Consider the following 18505-nt stretch of genomic DNA (forward strand, 5'->3'; position numbering starts at 1 on the left):
CTGTTAAGAACGGTAAAACGCCCCGGCTGCGGCAGTCCACGGGGGCGGGCTATGAATATAATGACCGCACTGAGATCATGGAATCCGATATGAACCGAATCCTGCTGGTCGACGACGACCGAGAACTGACCGACCTGCTAGACGAGTACCTCTCCGGCGAGGGCTTTGCGGTAACCGTAGCCAACGATGGCGGTCGCGGGCTGGAGCTGGCCCGCGGCGAAGGCTTCGATGCACTGGTCCTGGACGTCATGTTGCCGGTGCACAACGGTTTCGAACTGCTGCGCAAACTTCGCGAGGAAGGCGGTGCAGCGGGGTCCCTGCCAGTGCTCATGCTTACCGCCAAGGGAGATACCGTCGACCGTATCGTCGGTCTCGAAATGGGCGCGGACGACTACCTGCCCAAGCCCTGCAACCCGCGCGAGCTGGCGGCACGGCTGCGCGCCGTGCTCCGCCGCGGCCGCGCCGAGCGCCCGGCGGACGAGGACCAGTTGAGTAGTGGCCCCCTCAGCCTGCGCCCATCACAGCACCAGGCCTTCTGGCACGGGAGCGCCCTGTCCCTCACCGGAGCCGAGTTCTCAGTGCTGAAAGTCCTGGTCCAACGTGCCGGGGAAGTGGTCAGCAAGGAGACGCTGACCGAGAGTGCACTGGGCCGCAAGCTGATGCCCTATGATCGCTCCATCGATGTCCACGTGAGCAATATCCGCAAGAAGCTGGCGGAGCACGGCGCCAGTCGCGACCTGATCATCAATATCCGCGGGGCCGGGTACATGCTTACCGAAAGCGCGGAAGCCTGATGCGCAGCCTGTTCTGGAAAATGTTTTTCGGCGCCTGGCTGACTGCCATGGTGATGGTGGTTACCACCATCTACGTCACCCACATGGGCGAGTTTGGCGACCCCCGGCAGAAAGACCGCTGGGAAGTCTCCGCCATGGTGGGTGAACTGACGCGCAACATGCGCCGGGCACGCCGCCACGGCCCGATGCACTTCCGTCACTGGCTGGAACGCCAGCCCCCCGAGTTTCGCGACCGCGTATTCGCCCTGGGCCCTGGTGGAACCGAGATCCTCGGGCGCCCGATCCCGTCCGATATGGCGCCACTGTTCCAGAACCTGCACTTTCGCAACCGCGAGCTGCGCATGATGGTGGACAACAAACCCACGGTGGGGTTCTTTATTCCCCTGCGCGAGCGCGGTGGCCTGCGCGTGGCGTTTATCGCCGGCAAGAGCAAGCAGGAACTCCTGTTACTGTTCCTGTGGCGCAACTTCTGGCCCATCCTGCTGCTGTCGATGCTCGCCTCCGGTGCCGTCTGCTACTGGCTGGCGCGGTACCTGAGCCGTCCCCTGGACAAGTTGCGCACCGCCACCAGGCGGGTCGCCGCCGGTGAACTGGACTACCGGGTATCCCCCGCCCTGGAAAAACGCGGCGACGAACTGGCGGACCTGGCGCGGGACTTTGATTCCATGACCGCCCAGGTACAGGAATCAATGGCCGAGCAGCGCAGGCTGATCAAGGATGTCTCCCACGAGCTACGCTCGCCGCTGGCGCGCCTGCAGGTCGCGCTGGGTATCGCCCGGCAGAAGGATACCCGCGGCCTGGACCCGGAGCTCGAGAAGATCGGCAAGGCAGCGGATTACCTGGAGGAAATCATCGCCGATATTCTCTCGCTGCCGGTGGCAGGTGGCGAAGAGCGCAAGCTGGACGATGTGGTGGAGATCAACGGCCTGCTCAGTGCACTCAAAGAGGACCTGCGCCACGAGGCAGAACAGAAAGGCATTGCCATCGAGCTCACCCCCTCCGGGGGCGAGCTGCTCGTGGCCACCCGGGGCAGCAGCCTGACCGCAGCGCTGGAGAATATCCTCCGCAATGGAATCAAGTACAGCCCCCGGGACAGTCGCGTAATCGCCACAGTGCAGGTCACCGGCGAGACCTGCCGTATCCGCGTGCAGGACAGTGGCAGGGGCGTCCCGGAAGAAGAACTCACGGCCATTTTCCGGCCCTTCTACCGCACCGATACCGCCCGCACCCGCGAAAGCGGTGGCGTCGGCCTGGGCCTTGCGATTGCCCAGCGCACCATCCAGCAACACGGCGGAAAAATCTCCGCCAGTAATGCCGCTGGCGGCGGGCTTTGCGTGGAAGTGATGCTGCCGCTGGTCGCGTTCGATATGTAGCCAGTTCACGCGGCGGTCGTGTACACGTTGGCCTGTGGCCGGCGAGGCGCTAAACTCCGCGAAGAAAACCGATAATTGAAAAAGGCCCCGCTATGCGCTGGATTCTCTACATCATTGGACTGCTCGTGTTGCTGGTCCTGGCCGGCTTCCTGTTCCCCCGTGAAGTCACCGTCGAACGCAGTGTCTATATCAACAAGCCACCGGCAGCGATATTCCCGACGCTGAATAACCTGCGCAACTTCAATAACTGGTCGCCGTGGTATTCCATCGACCCGACCACCGACTACATCTACAGCGGCCCCGCTGAGGGCGTCGGCAACAAGATGTCCTGGAGCAGCGAAAACCCCAATGTGGGCCGCGGCAGCCAGACCATTATCGACAGCCAGACCAACTCCATGGTGCGCACCCACCTGGACTTCGGCGCCCAGGGTACCGCCATGGCCGAATTGCAGCTGGAACCACAGGGCAGTGGTACCAACGTGACCTGGAACTTCAACAGTGATATGGGCAGCGGCCCCATTGCCCGCTGGATGGGCCTGGTCGTGAAGAATATGGTGGGCGAATCCTACGAGCGCGGCCTCAACAAGCTCAAAAACTATATCGAGTCATCTGCCGATACCCCGGAGGCCGCAGCCGGGAGCGAGGCGGAGGTCGACAGCGGTTCGGACGAGGCCCTCACGCCCGAGTCCGGGCCCGACTCCGGCATGGAAGTCGACCCGGGCGATATGGACGGGGATATGGAGACGGAAATTATCCAGGAAGAGAGTGAGGAGGCAGTGGAGGAAAACCGCCACGGTCGCTGAGGCAGGAATGCCAGGGCAGAAAAAAAGCCCACACATGTGGGCTTTTTTATTACGTCAAGGGTAACCGGGCAAACAGTTCAGTCCTTGCTCCCGGGCTTCGCGGCCCTGCCCGGCTGGCGCCGTTGTGCCGGCGGCTTGCGCAGCTTGCGGCGCTGTCGCTGCAGGCTCTGCTTTTCCGCCTGGGTCAACGGGCGCTGGCCCAGCTTGGGTAATCCCGCAGTAACACAGAGATCATCGATATCCGCCGGCTCCATCTCGATCCACTGGCCAACACGCACCTGGGACGGAATAAATACATTGCCATAGCGGACTCGCTTGAGACGGCTTACCCGCACGCCCTGGGACTCCCACAGGCGCCGCACCTCACGGTTGCGCCCCTCCATCACCACGCAGTAAAACCAGCGATTATTCCCCTCACCGCCGCTCTCCACGATATCGGTAAAGCGGGCCACACCATCATCCAGCAATACGCCGGTGCGCAGGCGCTCTTTCATTTCATCGTCCACATGACCCTGGATGCGCACCAGGTACTCCCGGTCGATCACCGACGAGGGGTGCATCAACCGATGTGCCAGCTCGCCGCTGTTGGTAAACAACAACAGGCCGCTGGTATTGAAATCCAGGCGACCAACGGAAATCCAGCGCCCGGAACGCAGGCGCGGCAGTCGATCGTAGACGGTAGGTCGCCCCTCCGGGTCATGCCGTGAGCAGATTTCCCCTACCGGTTTGTTGTAGAGGATTACCCGGCACCGCTCCTCCTCCTGGAGTCCCACACGCTTACCATCGAGTTCAATCCGGTCCTCATCGCTAACCCGCTCGCCAAGCTTCGCCACCTGCCCGTTGACTGTGACGCGGCCGGCCTCGATGGCTCGCTCCATCTCGCGCCGCGATCCCTGTCCGGCGCGTGCCAGGACTTTCTGCAGTTTTTCGCCCGCAGGCGCGGTACCTTCACTCATGTATTCGTATTTTCCGGTTGCGCAGTTTCCTGCGATTCGCCCTCACCGGGCTCTTCTTCCGCTTGCTCGGCATCCACAGTGCCACCAAACAGCGCGCTGGCTGGCAGGGAAGCGGCGATGGACTGGCCATCTGCCCCGGGCGCCCCGCCGGAGGTTTCCCCCGCGGCGGCAGTTCCAGTATCGGCCACAGTTTCGATACCGGTTCCAGCGCTTTCGGGCATGCCTTCATCGACAGTATCGTCACTCCCGGCCACTGCGGGTGCATCCTCGTCGACGCCGACCGTCTCCCCGACCGTCTCATCGTTCTCATCCAGCCCATGCCCGGCGGCAGCATCTTCCATGCTGGCCGGCCTCACATCCACATCGGGCCCATCCTCACCGACAATGTCGTCGATCGTGCCCGCGGGATTTTCCCCGGCGACCACAACGGGTTCAGCATCATTCTCTGCGGGATCAGCCGCATTCCCGCTGTCGGCCCCGCCATCTGCTTCAACGGATTCCTCACCCTCAACGTTCACCCTCCCGGGATCCACGCCATCGAGGTCGGTAGCATCCACACCGGCTTCGGTGGCTTCTGTCGCGGTCCCTTCCCCGGCCGCAGTTTCAGCCTCGATCGCGCTGTCGGCAACCTCGCCCTCAGCGGACTCGGCTTCCACGCCGGGCTCGCCACCAGCCTGTTTGACGGGTGTACCGTCACCCAGGTCGAGCGACTGGTTGAGGCTCTCGATATCGCGGATCTCCGCCAGGGTGGGCAGGTCGTCGAGGCTGCGCAGGTTAAAGTAGTCCAGGAACTCCCGCGTGGTGGCGTAGAGGGAGGGCTTGCCGGGCACATCGCGCTGCCCCACCACCTTGATCCAGCCGCGCTCTGTCAGTGTCTTGACGATATGGGAGCTTACCGCCACACCGCGGATCTCCTCGATATCGCCGCGGGTGATCGGCTGGCGATAGGCGATGATCGCCAGGGTCTCGAGAATGGCGCGCGAGTATTTCTGCGGTTTTTCCTCCCACAGGCGGTTTACCCATGGGGCCAGGTCTTCCGGCACCTGGAAACGCCATCCACTGGCCACCTGGCGCAGCTCGAAACCGCGCTCGGCACCACTGTCGGCAATGTCCTGCAGGACCTGGCGCAACTCACTTTTCTCGGGCCGCTCGCCCTCGTCAATCAGGGACAGCAGCTTGTCTTCGTTCAGCGGTTGTCCCGCTGCCAGCAGGGCGCCCTCAACGATACGGCGCAGCAATTCGGGGGCGATGGTCATCTCTCGTTCTCTGGGTCCAACCGGCCCGCGCTCCTGGCGCGGGCCTGCCAATGTCTGGGTCTGTATTGTCAGCGTTACTGTGCGCGCTGGTTAGCGGCCGGGGCTCTTCAGTCCAGCGCTCCGGCAAAGGCCTCTTCGCCGGCCATCTCCGGTGCCTCGTCCGCGGGCTCGGTCACCTGGTCCGGCTCCTGGCCGGCCGCGCGGACATGAATGGGGCCAAAGGACTCATTCTGCACCAGCTCGACCAGTGATTCTTTCATCAGCTCCATAACCGCCAGGAAAGTCACCACCACGCCGAGGCGCCCCTCCTCCACGGTAAACAGGCTGACAAAAGGCACAAACTGGCCGTGGCGGATCCGGTCCAGCACCTGGGTCATCCGCTCGCGGGTGGACAGTTTCTCCCGCTCCACCTGGTGGCTCTCGAACATGTCCGCCCGCCGCAGCACCTCGGCCAGCGCCACCATCACCTCCTTGAGGTCCACATCCGGGTCCGGACGGGTGATATTGCGGTCCGGTGCCTGCGCGGCAGCCTGGTGGATATCGCGGCCCATGCGGGGCATTTCGTCGATATCCTCTGCAGCGGTCTTGAAGCGCTCGTACTCCTGCAGCCGCCGGATCAGGGCTGCGCGGGGATCCTCCCCCTCCTCTTCCTCGGCCGCCGGTGGCCGCGGCAGCAGCATGCGCGACTTGATCTCGGCCAGCATGGCCGCCATCACCAGGTATTCCGCCGCCAGCTCAAAGCGTATGGCGGTCATCATATCCACATACGCCATGTACTGCCGCGTGATATCGGCGACATTGATCTCGAGGATATCCAGGTTCTGGCGACGGATCAGGTACAGCAGCAGGTCCAGCGGCCCCTCGAAGGCCTCGAGGATCACTTCCAGGGCATCCGGGGGAATGTACAGGTCGGATGGCAGGTCGGTAAAAGCCTGGCCCTGCACCATAGCAAAGGGCATTTCGTCCTGGCGCGGGTGGGTTTCGCCATGGGCACCGGTCTCTCCGTCGGCACTGCCGTCATCGTCGGTGCCGTCCTCAACCACGGTTTCAGCCCCGGCAATCTCGGCCAGCACCTGCTCCTCGGCCTCGGCTAGTAACTCTTCACTGGACACACTGCCCACCCTTCAAAAACGCAAACGCGGGATTATACATTGCTAAGGCGGCCTGCACCGGCTCCGTTAACCGAAAATCTCGTCTACCGGGCCACAGCCCTGCCGCACCAGTTCCGGCTCATCCCCGGTCAGGTCCACCACCGTGGTAGCCTCCAGTCCGCAGAAGCCACCGTCGATCACCAGCTCCACCTGGTGCTCGAGGGTGTCGCGGATATCGTATGGGTCCGTCAGGGGCTGGGTATCACCGGGCATGATCAGGCTACAGCTCATCAGCGGCTCGCCCAGGCGCTCCAGCAGGGCCTGCACGATGGCATTTTCCGGAACCCGCATACCGATAGTCTTGCGCTTCGGGTGCATCAACCGGCGGGGAACCTCGGCGGTGGCCGGCATGATAAAAGTGTACGGGCCGGGCGTGTGGTTTTTCAGCAGCCGGAACATCTGGTTGTCCACCTTGGCGTAACTGGCCAGTTCCGACAGGTCCCGGCACATCAGGGTGAAGTTATGCCGTTTATCCAGTTGCCGCAACGCGCGGATACGTTCCACTGCCAGCTTCTCCCCCAACCGGCAACCAATGGCATACGCCGAGTCGGTCGGGAACACAATCACGCCCCCGGCCGCGACAATATCGGCGGCCTGGCTGACCAGCCGCCCCTGTGGATTCTCCGGATGGATCTGGAAAAACTGCGCCACTACTCCCCCCTTTGACAATGCTGCAACGGGCCTCAGGCCCGCTCTCCCGCGCTAGTTTGCCATAGATTCCACACTGGCTCGACGTCCGCCGGCAAGTGAACACAGCCCAGCTCCCGCCAGGGCTGGTCGGGACGGTGGAAGTCACTGCCGAGGGAGCAGCGCAACTGCGGGGCATGGCGCTCCATCAGGCGCCGCAGGTCAGCGGTCTGCACCGGGTTCTGTCGCCCGCACAGCAACTCCGCGGCCTCGCCACCACAGGCCTGGAAGGCCTCCAGCAACAGCGCCAGGCGCGTGCGGGTGAGCCCGTACTTGAGCGGGTGTGCCAGCACTGCAGTACCTCCGCTGGCACGGATCGACCCCACAGTCTCTTCCAGTGAAGGCCACTCGACCATCACGTCACCGGCCTTGCCGGCTCCCAGGTAACGCTTGAACGCCTGCTGCTCACTATCCACATGGCCTGCATTCACCAGCCAGCGGGCGAAATGTGGGCGCCCCAGAACGCCTTCAGCGGCCACTTCCCGGGCCCCCTCGAGGGCCCCACTGAAACCGCGCTTCTCGAGGCAGGCTGCAATACGGGCGGCGCGCTCACGGCGCAGCCGCTCCCGCTCCCGGATGGCGCTTGCCAGCGCCGCGGACGCCGGGTCGACATTGAGGCCGACAATATGTACCTGGCGGCGTCCCCAGCTGGCAGTCAGCTCGATGCCGGGCAATATCGACACCCCCTCTGCAGCCCCCGCGGCGCGAGCGGCGGCCAGCCCGGCCAGCGTGTCGTGGTCGGTGAGCGCCAGGAGGGACACTCCGTGGGATTTCGCCCTCGACACCAGCGCCTCAGGACTTAAAATACCGTCCGACGCCGTGCTGTGGCAGTGCAGGTCCACGCGACCCGACAGCGCCCGGGCGGCAGGATCGTCATATGTTGTTACCATTGGGACCTCCCGGGGAACTCACCCCGGCTCGATTGCGCCGGCGCAGGGTCGCCCGCAGCGGAACCTCTGGCCGATCCTGTTGTCATATTTAATTCAGTCGCGCCCAGTCACAGCCCCCTCCAGCCGGGGCTGGCAAAGCGACTTGGTGGTCCCGCAGGAGGGACCCGTGCATCATTCATTGTATCGCCGCGAGGCGGTACGGCCGGTCGACAGGCCTTTTCGTGCGCAGGACCTGCACCCGACTGTCGTGGCATTATCACCGGAACCGAGCATGACCGAAACCAATCCGACCAGTTCAGCCGCTACCCGCGAGCGCAGCGCCGGGGCGCAACAGCAGCCCCAGCGCGAAAGCCTGCTCGCCAACCTGCTGCTGAATATAGTCATCCCCACCTTGATCCTGACCAAGCTGTCCGGGGATGACTGGCTGGGCACCAAATGGGCAATCGTGGTGGCCCTGGCATTCCCGCTTGCCTACGGCGCACGGGACCTGATGCGCTCGGGCAAGGTCAACTTTTTCTCGGCGCTCGGCGTCATCAGTATCGTACTGACTGGCGGTATCAGCCTGCTGGAGCTCGACGCCAAGTACATTGCCATCAAGGAGGCGGCCATCCCCGGGCTGCTGGGCATCGCCACTGTCGCCTCACTGTATACTCCCTGGCCCCTGGTCAGGACGCTGCTGTACAACGAGCGCATCCTCGACACCTCCCGGGTGGCCGCGGCGCTTGCCGATAACGGCAATGAGGCTGCATTCGAGAAGACATTGCAGCAGGCGTCCTGGATGATCGCCGGCTCATTCTTCGTGTCATCGACACTCAATTACATCCTGGCCAAGGTGCTGTTGCAGAGCCCGCCGGGAACCGAGGCGTTCAATGCCGAGCTGGGCAAGATGACGGCCCTGAGCTTTCCGGTGATCGCCCTGCCGGCCACTGTAATCCTGATGCTGGCGCTGTTTTTCCTGTTTCGCCGGATCGGCAAGCTGACCGGCCTGAAGCTGGAAGACATTGTTGCCCAGCAATGAAGCATAAATTCCAATAATTTTCACCGGACAGAAGAGCACATTCATGTGGTACGCAATCATTAGCGAAGATGTGGAGAACAGCCTGGAAAAGCGCAAGAGTGCGCGTCCCGAGCACCTGGCGCGACTCAATCGCCTTAAAGACGAGGGCCGCCTGCTGATCGCCGGCCCCTGCCCGGCGGTGGACAGCGAGGACCCGGGCGAAGCCGGCTTTACCGGCAGCCTGGTGGTCGCAGAATTTCCCTCGCTGGAGGACGCCCGCGCCTGGGCTGAAGCCGACCCTTTTGTCACCGCCGGGGTATACGCCTCCGTAGCGGTCAAGCCATACAAGCTTGTGCTGCCCTGAGCAAACCAACTGACCGATTCAACCGTTTCCATTCACGCAACGATAAAAACAGCTGTATCAAAATGATGAAATCCTTGACCAGCCTGCTCGCCGTGGCCCTGCTCGCCACTACCCTGCCCGCTTCCGCCCAGAGTGGCGGTACCCGCTATATCACTGACCAGCTGCACGTGCCCCTGCGTTCCGGCAAGGGCAATGAATTCCGCATCCTCAACAGCGGCCTGCCCAGCGGCACCAAGCTGACGCTGCTGGAAGACGCGCCGGATGCCGGCTGGGCCCGGGTGCGCACTCCCGGCGGCGAAGAGGGCTGGGTGCGTCGCCAGTACCTGGTGACCGATCCGGTAGCCTCCATCAAGCTGCAGCGTGCCCAGGCCAACCTGGAGCGGTTTGAGAAGATGGAAGGCAACCTGGGTGGCGAGGTGCGTCGCCTGGAAGGTGAGAACCAGGAGCTGGAGACCGCCCTGGAGAAACAGGAAGCCCGGTCGGCACAGCTGGCAAAAGAGCTCAAGGACCTGAAGAAGCTTTCCGCCGATGCCGTCGCCCTGAACCAGCGCCACCAGAAGCTGCTCAACCAGCATGAGCTGCTGAAACAGGAACAGGCCATGGCGGAAGCCGAGATCCAGCGCCTGTCGGGCAGTGAAAGCCATAAATGGTATATGTATGGCGCCATGTCGGTCGGCCTGGGTGCTATTCTGGCGATGATCGCCCCGCACCTGCGCCCCCGCCGGCGCCGTTCCGAGTGGGCGAACTGACCTGACCCCCGGCGGGTAGCCCCCGGGCACCCGCCTATAGCCAAGGAGTTGGTTCCAATGATAAAGACAATTGCCTCCGCCCTGCTCGCCGCCCTGCTCGCCACCACGGCATTTGCCGAGGATGACCGGCCACAGGTAGACATCAAGACCGACCTGGGCACCGTCCGGGTCGAACTCTATGCCGACAAGGCCCCCGCCACCGTGGAGAACTTTCTCCAGTACGTGGACAGCGGCTTCTATGACGGCGTGATTTTCCACCGTGTAATTCCCGGTTTCATGGCCCAGACAGGCGGGCATACCTTCGACTTCCAGGAAAAAGAGACCCGTGATCCGGTGGTGAACGAGTCTGACAACGGGCTGCAGAACATCCGCGGCACCCTCTCCATGGCACGCACTGACGATCCCGACAGTGCGACCTCGCAGTTTTTTATCAACTACGGGGACAACACCCGACTCGACGGCAGCGAAGACAAACCCGGCTATACGGTTTTCGGCAAGGTCGTCAGCGGGATGGAAGTGGTCGACAGGATCGGCGAGGAACCCCGCGGCCTCTATCGCGCCTTCCCCGACGCGCCCAATACACCTGTGCGCATTCTCGAGGCGCAGCGCGTCAAGGACAGCACCGTCGCCAGCAAGAACCAGGAGTAACCGGTGATCGACCTCAGTGTAAACCTCAACAAGATCGCCCTGATCCGCAACTCCCGCGAGGGCAACTACCCGGATGTGGTCGCCCACGGCCGTGTGTGCCTGGATGCCGGCGCCCAGGGCCTGACCGTGCACCCGCGCCCGGACCAGCGCCATATCCGCCCCGGCGATGTGCGCGACCTGGCCGAGCTCTGCCGGCCGCTGGAGGGTGTTGAATTCAATGTCGAGGGCAATCCCTTTGCCGAGCCCCTTGCGGACTACCCGGGCCTGCTGCCGCTGGTGCTGGAGACCCGCCCGGACCAGTGCACCCTGGTCCCCGACAGCAACGACCAGCTGACCTCCGACCACGGTTTTGACCTGCGCCGCGATGGCGAGCGGCTGGAACCGATCATTGCCCAGCTGAAGGCCGCCAACATCCGCGTCAGCCTGTTTATGGACCCGGATCCGGAGCAGATCGGCCTGGCCCGTGAAGTGGGCGCGGATCGTATCGAGCTCTACACCGGCCCGTACGCAGAGGCTGTGGCCAGCCAGAGCCCGGAACTCGACAGCATTTTCGCCGCCCACTGCGCTGCCGCCGAGCACGCCCTGCAGCAGGGGCAGGGGGTCAACGCCGGGCACGACCTGAACCTGATCAACCTGCCGCGTTACCGCAACCTGCCCGGCCTGCAGGAAGTCTCCATCGGCCATGCGCTGACGGTGGACGCCATCGCCATGGGCCTGGGCAATGCGGTGAACGCTTACCTGAACTGTCTCGCCGGCAACTGATGCAAACGCTGAATATCGTCGGCGCCGGCAACCTGGGCCGCACCCTGGGCCGCCTGTGGCAGCAGCAGGGTTTTTTCCGGGTGCGCGCCGTCTGCAATCGCAGCCCGTCCAGCAGCGAAGCTGCGGCGTTTTTTATCGGTGCCGGCGCTGCGGGAGAAATACCCGAGGCGTTCAGTACCATCGAGGCCATGCCGGCGGCAGACTGTTGGCTGGTGGCGACCGGTGACAGCCAGATCGCCGCTGTGGCCCGGGAACTGGGTGCATCCGGGCGGGCTCGCAACACTGTGGTATTTCATTGCAGTGGCGCCCTGGATGCCACAACCCTTACCCCCTGCCGCCCGGCAGCACTTGCCAGTGCCCACCCTGTCCACAGTTTTGCCGACCCGGCCCGGTCACTGCAGACGCTGGGCGGGAGTACGGTCGCCCTGGAGGGCGACGAGTCAGCCCTGGCGCTGCTGCGCGAGGCATTCATCGCGCTGGACTGCCAGCCACTGTCACTGGCCGGCGCTGACAAGTCCCTGTACCACGCCGCCTCGGTGCTGGGGTGCAACTATCTCACCGCCCTGCTCGACCTGAGCCTGCGGGCCTATGAGCAGGCCGGAATCGACCGGCAGCGGGCACTCGAGATGCTGGGGCCGATCGCTACGCAGACCCTGGCCAATAACCTGCGGCTGGGCCCGGAAGCCGCCCTCACGGGCCCCATCGCCCGCGGCGATATCGACACGGTGCAATCCCACCTGGATGCGCTGCCAGCCACAGATCCGGTGCTGCAACAATGCTATCGGCAGCTCGGGCGCGCCTGTGTGGAACTTGCCCGGCGCCGCGAACTCGATCGCGATACCGCCAACCAACTGGAACAACTGCTGAGTGAGCAAGGCCCTTGAACGACTCGCCGGAATACCTGCGCAAACGCGCCTTCTACGACAGCCTGCTGACGATTTACGGCCGCAAGCCCGTGCTGGAAGCACTGGAAGATTTCTCCCTGCCGGTTCATAAGCTGCACCTGGCCGTGAGCAACCGGCGCGACCCGGTAATGGCCCGCATCGAGCAGCTCGCCACTGAACGCAAGATCGAGGTGGCTCACCACGATCGCAAGGCCCTGTCGCGCATTTCCCGGAACGCCCGCCAGGACCAGGGCGTGGCACTCGACCTGGCTCCGCCACTGTACGGCAGCGCCACGGAATTCCTGCAGCGGGGACCGGGAGATCGCTATGAACTGCTTGCCCTCGACGGCATTACCAACCCGCAGAACCTGGGCATGATCATCCGCTCTGCCTGCGCGGGGGGGATCGACGGCATTATCCTGCCACGCAAGGGCTGCGCGCAGGTCGATCCCCTGGTTATCAAGGCCAGCACCGGCACCCTGTTCAAGACACGCCTGTTACGCTGTGATGAACTGGCTCCCACCCTGGCAAGCTTCCGCGATCAGGGTGCACGAATTTATGGGCTCTCCTCCCACGCCAGCGAGACCCTCGCCGGCATCGGCGATGGGCAGGCGAATATTTTTGTACTGGGCAACGAGACCCATGGCGTCAGCGACCAGGTGGCGAAGCAGTGCACCGACAGCATCCGGATTCCAATGCACAATGATGTCGAGAGCCTCAACGTGGCTGTCACCGCGGCCCTGATCAGTTTCCGCCGCCAGCTGCACTAGTCGTACCAGGCCCGGACCGGTCCCGCCATTCCGCAACCGTCGGCATGGGGGGGGGGCCGGCGATTTATTGTCACGATCCTCTCCCAGGCCCACTTCCTATCCCAAAGCCTCCCCACGGCCCCCCGCAGCGCTTTTCTCATTCAAAACGATCAGTCCTGCGCCAATTTCTTGGATAACTGACGCGTCTGGACTAAATAACTCAGAGGCGCGGTGCGGCAGGGAAAATATTGCCGAAAATATGCACACCGCGAAACGACGCCAATAATTCCAACAAGGAAGTCACCGATGCAGATTTCACGCCCCCTGCTATTGTCCCTGGCCATCGCCGCCAGCCTGCCCGCGGGCGCCGCTGGCCCCGACGACGGCTACCTGGACCTGCTGCCTTATTTCTCCCGAGTCGACAGCGAGCGCAATACAGATCCCGACGCACTGGGACTCCGTGCCGCCTATGGCTGGGGCTACGAGGGGCCCTGGTACAACGAGGTACAGGTTTTCGGCGCCATTTTTGAGACCGACAACGAGTTCACCGACTTTTACAACTACGGCGTGGGTTTTGATGTGTCGTACCACTTCGGTGACCGGCAGGCCTACACCCCCTACCTGCTCGCCGGTGTCGGCGTTGCGCGCAACGATGTGATTCCCGACGTCGACGATGATACAGACGGCTTTGCGAACCTGGCTGCCGGCATCACCACCGGGGAAATATCCCGCCGCGGTATCCGCTTGCGGGCAGAAGTGCGCTACGTCCACGACTTTTTCAAGAACGGCCGGGACGACTGGCAACTGGGATTTGGCATCAGCATACCGCTGCGCTGCCCGCCACCGCCCACCATCGCCATGGCCCCGCCGCCCCCCGAACGCGGCCCGGTTGAGGTCAACATGGCAGACTCGGATGGCGATGGTGTGCTCGACCGCGATGATCGCTGCCCCGATACCCTGCCCGGCGCGCAGGTGGATAGTGATGGCTGCGTGATCGCCAACCAGACCATCACCCTTGAGGACGTGCGTTTCGAATTCAATTCCGACCGGCTCACCCCGGCTGCACGCAATGACCTGCAGTCAGCGGTCCGGGCGCTGCGCAGCCAGCCCGGATCTGCGGTGGAAATTGCCGGGCACACCGACAGCCTGGGCAATGACAACTACAACCTGCGACTGTCCCAGAAGCGCGCCAATGCAGTACGAGCGTTCCTGATCAGTAACGGCATTGATGCCGGCCGTATTTCGGCCAACGGTTACGGCGAGCAGCAGCCGGTGGCGCCGAATGACACGGAAGCCGGTCGCGCGCAGAATCGCCGCGTGGAGATGCGCTTCCGCTGATCCCCGTCCACGCCGCGCCGTGCGGGTCCGGCGCGGCGGCTACCGCTTTTATCAACATTCCTGTCGGCAATAGTCGCCCTTCACGACCAGGTACCAGCGCCTACTGGACAAATCCTGTCCCGGGGTCTACGCAGTCCACAGAATCTGTGGATATCTCTGTGTATAGCACCCGGGAAAATCCCGCCAGCCCCCATGAAACCGTTGTAACGCATTTGTGAAGAAAATTTAATCAAAGGCAGAAAGCCATATAAATCAATAAGTTACAAGGTGCTGTAAATCGGTCTTGACAAAAAAACTATCTAACTGAAGTGCCAGGGAGGACTTGATTTCGCTGTGGAAATCATTTCTGGCAGTCGGGAATGGCACGTCAAACCCAACTGTCAGCTGGGCGCCAGGGATTCAGGCCCCGGGGCATGTGCAAAACCGGCGTGACAGCAGGAAGCCCACCTGGAGGATGTCGTGGCCCACGGGGGCCTGCCGGCTCCGTGCACACTTACTGCTGCCGAGGGAACACCGCCAGGGGATGCGTGGTGGTAATGGCCATATGCACAGGTTCCCCGGGCTGGGCCCGGACCTCGTGATTGACACGCACCTTGAGCTGCGCGCCGCCGTCGATATTCACCGCGTAAAGCCGGGATGAGCCCTCATAGCGCACCCAGTCGATCACACCGTTACCCGTCTCCATGGGGGTAAGCGACAGGTCATCCGGCCGCAACAGCAGGTCCACATCGCCACTGGCACCATTGATCGGGACACCTGGCGCGGGACCAAGCACGGTCGCCACCTGCTCGCCCTGCAGGCGCCCAGGCAGGAAGCTCGCCTCGCCGAGGAAGCGCGCCACAAAGCGGCTGGCCGGCTCGGCATAACACTTTTCCGGGGTATCCAGCTGCTCCAGCCTGCCATCTTTCAGGATCCCCACACGATCGCCCACCGACAGGGCCTCCTCCTGGTCATGGGTCACCCAGATGGCCGGCACACCGGCCGCCTTCAACGCCTCGCGGATCTCCCAGCGCAGGCTGTCCTTGAGGGCGGCATCCAGGTTGGACAGCGGCTCATCCAGCAGGATAAAAGCGGGCTCGTGAGCGAGGCTGCGGGCCAGGGCAACACGCTGCTTCTGGCCACCGGATAACCTGTTCGGCCGCGCGTGGCGAAAATCGTCAAGCCCCAGCAGCTGCAGCCAGTGGTCCGCCTTCGCCGTGTCCCTGAGACGGAAACACACATTTTGCTCGACCGTGAGGTGGGGAAACAGCGCGAAGTCCTGGAACACCATTCCCACATTGCGCTTCTCCGGCGGCACCGCTTTCGAAGGGGTCGAGCGCCAGTGCCCCAACTGGATTTCCCCCCCGGAAATAGGCACCAGGCCCGCCAGGGCCTGCAGGATAGTGGTTTTGCCACAGCCGGTGGGGCCCACCAGCATCAGGACTTCGTCGTCCGCCAGCGCCAGGTCCAGGTTATCCACCACACGGGTGGAGCCGTAATTCACGGACAGATTGCTAACCTTCAGCATTATCCTTGATGAGTCTCAGTTGCGAATTCTGTCCGGCGCTCGCCGGACAACATCAGGGCCAGCCCCAGTGCCGAAATCAGCACCAGCAGCAGGCCGGGAATGGCTGCCCGGCCAAAGTACCCCGCCTCGTACACCCGCCACAAATAGGTGGCCAGGGTTTCAAACCCGGTGGGACCCAGCATCAGTGTTGCCGGGAGCTCGCGCATCGCCTCGAGGAAAACCAGGGCCGCGCCGGCCACCATGCCGCGTACCGTCAGCGGCAGGGTGATGCGCTGGAAGGCTTCCCGCGGACTGGCACCAAGCAGCCGCGCCGCCTGCACCAGGCTCGGGTCCAGCCCCTCGGCGGTGGAACGGACCGAGCCGACTGCCAGCGGCAGGAAGCGCAGCACATAGGCAAGCACCAGCAGGCCCAGGGTCTGGTAGAGGAAGGGCAATCGCAGGCCCACGTAAACCAGTGCCGTCCCCATCACAATACCCGGCACCCCGAAACCAAAATAGGTAACGCGCTCCATCAAGCGCCCTGCCTTTCCGGCAATGGCTGCATGGGCGACCGGTACTGCCAGTATCACTGCAACCAGTGCAGCCAGGAAGGACGCGCGGGCAGAGTTCCAGGCGTAACTGAATTCAAAGCCACCCGTCCCCTCGCGCACCAGCCAGCTCCCGAAAACCGCGAGCGGCAGGACAATGGCCAGCAGAGTCACCGGTGCAGCCGCCAGCACAATCCCCAGCTTCATTCCCGGACCGGGCCATAACAGCAGGTGCCGGCCCGGCTTTTCCGCACTTCCGCGGATGCGGGATTCCAGGAACAGCACCAGGCCAACAATAACCAGTAGCTGCAGCGACAGCATTGCCGCCTGGCTCAGGCCGAAAGCGTTGTACTCGACAAAAATAACCCGGGTAAAGGTATCCAGGCGCATGATCGCCGGCGTACCAAAGTCCGACAGGGTATACAGGGCCACCAGCAGTGCGCCGGCAGCAATGCCGGTAATCGCCCGCGGCAGCACCACCCTCCAGAGACTGGCGCCGAGCGACATGCCCAGGGTGCGGGCAGCGTTTACCAGGCTGGCGTCCAGGCTCAACAGGGAAGCCCGGGTGGTGAGCATCACGAAAGGGTAGGAATAAAGGGTCATCACCAGGGTAGCGCCCGCCAGTCCGTCCACGGCCGGCATCGGCAGCCCCAGCAACCTGTCGATTTCCCCCCCGGGACCAAAGGCGGCGTAGAGGGTAAAGGCACCGATATAACTGGGAATGGCCAGTGGCGCTGCCAGCAGGATCAGCCACAGCCGCCGCCAGCGCAGATGCATATAGGCAGTGACAAGGGCCAGTGGCACACCGATCACTATCGACCCGAGCACCGTAAACACCATCAACAGCAGCGTATTGCTCAGGACCCTCAGGTTGTGGGCATCAAACAGCTGCGCACTGTCAGACGCCAGCCCGAACAGGACACCCACCGGCGCGAGCGCCAGCAGCGCTATCACCAGCGCCAGTGGGTAGGACACCGGCCAGCGCACGGTTGGCCAGCGGACAGGGAGCCAGCGGACAGGGAGCCAGCGGGTCATAGCACCCCGACACTACGCATCAGGTCGAGCGTCGGGCGCATATCGGCCAGCTGGGTCAGGTCAATTTTCGGTGGCGAAATCGTATCCAGGGACGGCAGCCCCCGCGGCGGCGCCACGCCATCGACCAGGGGAACCTCGTAGGCCTCCGACGCCAGGTAAGACTGTACTTCCCGGGTCAGCAGGTAGCGGATGAAATTGATCGGCAGGTCCCCTTCGCTCAACGCCATGATCCCGGAGGCATTGACCAGGCAGCCGGCATCATTGCGGGTAAACGCCAGGTCGACATTGGCATCGGGCTTGCCGGATTTCAGTCGCAGGGTGTAATAGTGGTTGGCGAACCCCAGGTCCACCTCGCCCCGCTCGACCGCCATGACCACGCCCAGCTCTCCGGCGTAACCCTTTGCGTGCTTGCTGACAGCGCGCAACCAGTCGGCGGTGGCCCTTTCCCCTTCCAGCAGGCGCATGGCGGTCACGAACGACTGGAAAGAGGCATAGGCGGGCGCCCAGCCAATGGAAAGGTCGCTGTCTGCCAGCGCCATGATACTGTCGGGAATCTGCCCGGGGCTGAGTCGCTTGGTGTTATACGGGAGGGTACGAATACGACCGGTGACCGGCGCCCACTGCGGATACTGGAACCCGGCTTTCAGTTGCCCGGTCAGGTCCGCTGGCAGTGTCCGCGCCAGGCCAGCCTCCGTCACCAGGCCGATCGCACCGGAATCCACCGCCCAGAAAATATCGGCCCGGCGCACCCCGGCTTTGGCCTCCGCCACGATCGAGTTGGCCAGGGCCGCGGTGGAGCCCCGTCGCACCTTCAGGTCCAGCCCGGGGTTACGCTTGCGGATGGCATCGAGGACGTTCTCGTAGAGCCCCCCCTCACCGCGGCCCAGGTAGAGGGTAATATCCCCTTCCAGCGGCGGCAGCTGGTCCACGGAGACTCCACCATTCGCCTCGGCACTGGCCGCCAGGGGCAAGGTACCGAGCGCGCCGGCCGCGGCCAGGCTCTGTAAAAAGGTTCTGCGCTGCACTTGGTGTCCT

The 18505-nt window shown here is 63.6% G+C and carries 19 protein-coding genes; 11 read left to right on the plus strand and 8 right to left on the minus strand.

What is annotated here, in order from left to right; all coding sequences use genetic code 11:
- Nucleotides 1-89 precede the first annotated feature (89 nt).
- The 3 genes from LVD10_RS12485 to LVD10_RS12495 all read left to right on the plus strand — a co-directional run bounded on the left by LVD10_RS12485 (nucleotide 90) and on the right by LVD10_RS12495 (nucleotide 2970).
- Nucleotides 90-794, plus strand: a complete 705-nt coding sequence (locus LVD10_RS12485) for a response regulator transcription factor (RefSeq protein ID WP_237063838.1) — start codon at nucleotides 90-92, stop codon at nucleotides 792-794.
- Nucleotides 794-2167, plus strand: a complete 1374-nt coding sequence (locus LVD10_RS12490) for an ATP-binding protein (RefSeq protein WP_237063840.1) — start codon at nucleotides 794-796, stop codon at nucleotides 2165-2167. Before LVD10_RS12485 ends, LVD10_RS12490 begins: the two co-directional genes overlap by 1 nt.
- A 92-nt stretch (nucleotides 2168-2259) precedes the next feature.
- Nucleotides 2260-2970: an SRPBCC family protein gene (locus LVD10_RS12495; RefSeq protein ID WP_237063842.1), complete on the plus strand. Its 711-nt coding sequence runs from the start codon at nucleotides 2260-2262 to the stop codon at nucleotides 2968-2970.
- A gap of 77 nt (nucleotides 2971-3047) precedes the next feature.
- Here LVD10_RS12495 and rluB read toward each other — a convergent pair whose 3' ends face one another.
- From rluB to LVD10_RS12520, 5 genes are all read right to left on the minus strand, one after another.
- Nucleotides 3048-3926, minus strand: coding sequence for a 23S rRNA pseudouridine(2605) synthase RluB (rluB, locus tag LVD10_RS12500; RefSeq protein ID WP_232941544.1), 879 nt, complete (start codon nucleotides 3924-3926; stop codon nucleotides 3048-3050).
- Nucleotides 3923-5182, minus strand: coding sequence for an SMC-Scp complex subunit ScpB (scpB, locus tag LVD10_RS12505; RefSeq protein ID WP_237063844.1), 1260 nt, complete (start codon nucleotides 5180-5182; stop codon nucleotides 3923-3925). The genes rluB and scpB overlap by 4 nt, the downstream gene beginning before the upstream one ends.
- A gap of 107 nt (nucleotides 5183-5289) precedes the next feature.
- On the minus strand, nucleotides 5290-6225 hold the full coding sequence (locus LVD10_RS12510; RefSeq protein ID WP_237063930.1) for a segregation and condensation protein A: 936 nt from the start codon (nucleotides 6223-6225) through the stop codon (nucleotides 5290-5292).
- Between the two features lie 135 nt (nucleotides 6226-6360).
- Nucleotides 6361-6984, minus strand: coding sequence for an L-threonylcarbamoyladenylate synthase (locus tag LVD10_RS12515; protein ID WP_232941542.1), 624 nt, complete (start codon nucleotides 6982-6984; stop codon nucleotides 6361-6363).
- A 32-nt stretch (nucleotides 6985-7016) separates the two neighbouring features.
- Nucleotides 7017-7910, minus strand: coding sequence for a PHP domain-containing protein (locus tag LVD10_RS12520; RefSeq protein WP_237063846.1), 894 nt, complete (start codon nucleotides 7908-7910; stop codon nucleotides 7017-7019).
- A gap of 271 nt (nucleotides 7911-8181) precedes the next feature.
- Here LVD10_RS12520 and LVD10_RS12525 point away from each other — a divergent pair, with 271 nt between their 5' ends.
- The 8 genes from LVD10_RS12525 (at nucleotide 8182) to LVD10_RS12560 (ending at nucleotide 14401) form a co-directional block, all read left to right on the plus strand.
- Nucleotides 8182-8928 (plus strand): VC0807 family protein, encoded by a 747-nt coding sequence (locus LVD10_RS12525; protein WP_232941540.1) that lies wholly within the window; start codon nucleotides 8182-8184, stop codon nucleotides 8926-8928.
- A 43-nt stretch (nucleotides 8929-8971) separates the two neighbouring features.
- Nucleotides 8972-9271 (plus strand): YciI family protein, encoded by a 300-nt coding sequence (locus LVD10_RS12530; protein WP_232941539.1) that lies wholly within the window; start codon nucleotides 8972-8974, stop codon nucleotides 9269-9271.
- Between the two features lie 62 nt (nucleotides 9272-9333).
- Nucleotides 9334-10020: a TIGR04211 family SH3 domain-containing protein gene (locus tag LVD10_RS12535; protein ID WP_232941538.1), complete on the plus strand. Its 687-nt coding sequence runs from the start codon at nucleotides 9334-9336 to the stop codon at nucleotides 10018-10020.
- A gap of 57 nt (nucleotides 10021-10077) precedes the next feature.
- Complete coding sequence (locus LVD10_RS12540) at nucleotides 10078-10668, plus strand: peptidylprolyl isomerase (RefSeq protein ID WP_232941537.1); 591 nt, start codon at nucleotides 10078-10080, stop codon at nucleotides 10666-10668.
- A gap of 3 nt (nucleotides 10669-10671) precedes the next feature.
- Nucleotides 10672-11430, plus strand: coding sequence for a pyridoxine 5'-phosphate synthase (locus tag LVD10_RS12545; RefSeq protein ID WP_237063847.1), 759 nt, complete (start codon nucleotides 10672-10674; stop codon nucleotides 11428-11430).
- Entirely contained in the window at nucleotides 11430-12314 is an 885-nt protein-coding gene (locus LVD10_RS12550) for a Rossmann-like and DUF2520 domain-containing protein (RefSeq protein WP_232941535.1), read from the plus strand. Before LVD10_RS12545 ends, LVD10_RS12550 begins: the two co-directional genes overlap by 1 nt.
- Nucleotides 12311-13084, plus strand: a complete 774-nt coding sequence (locus LVD10_RS12555) for a TrmH family RNA methyltransferase (protein WP_232941534.1) — start codon at nucleotides 12311-12313, stop codon at nucleotides 13082-13084. Before LVD10_RS12550 ends, LVD10_RS12555 begins: the two co-directional genes overlap by 4 nt.
- Before the next feature lie 285 nt (nucleotides 13085-13369).
- Complete coding sequence (locus LVD10_RS12560) at nucleotides 13370-14401, plus strand: OmpA family protein (RefSeq protein WP_232941533.1); 1032 nt, start codon at nucleotides 13370-13372, stop codon at nucleotides 14399-14401.
- 493 nt (nucleotides 14402-14894) lie between these two features.
- On the opposite strand, the gene LVD10_RS12565 is transcribed toward LVD10_RS12560, so the two are convergent.
- Genes LVD10_RS12565 through LVD10_RS12575 form a run of 3 tightly spaced genes read right to left on the minus strand, consistent with a single transcriptional unit; the run spans nucleotide 14895 to nucleotide 18495 of the window.
- Nucleotides 14895-15908 (minus strand): ABC transporter ATP-binding protein, encoded by a 1014-nt coding sequence (locus tag LVD10_RS12565; protein ID WP_237063849.1) that lies wholly within the window; start codon nucleotides 15906-15908, stop codon nucleotides 14895-14897.
- Entirely contained in the window at nucleotides 15908-17470 is a 1563-nt protein-coding gene (locus LVD10_RS12570; protein ID WP_237063851.1) for an ABC transporter permease, read from the minus strand. Before LVD10_RS12570 ends, LVD10_RS12565 begins: the two co-directional genes overlap by 1 nt.
- Nucleotides 17467-18495, minus strand: coding sequence for a substrate-binding domain-containing protein (locus LVD10_RS12575; RefSeq protein ID WP_237063853.1), 1029 nt, complete (start codon nucleotides 18493-18495; stop codon nucleotides 17467-17469). Before LVD10_RS12575 ends, LVD10_RS12570 begins: the two co-directional genes overlap by 4 nt.
- Nucleotides 18496-18505: the final 10 nt, after the last annotated feature.

It is taken from the genome of Microbulbifer zhoushanensis (genome assembly GCF_021729055.1).
GTDB lineage: Bacteria > Pseudomonadota > Gammaproteobacteria > Pseudomonadales > Cellvibrionaceae > Microbulbifer > Microbulbifer zhoushanensis.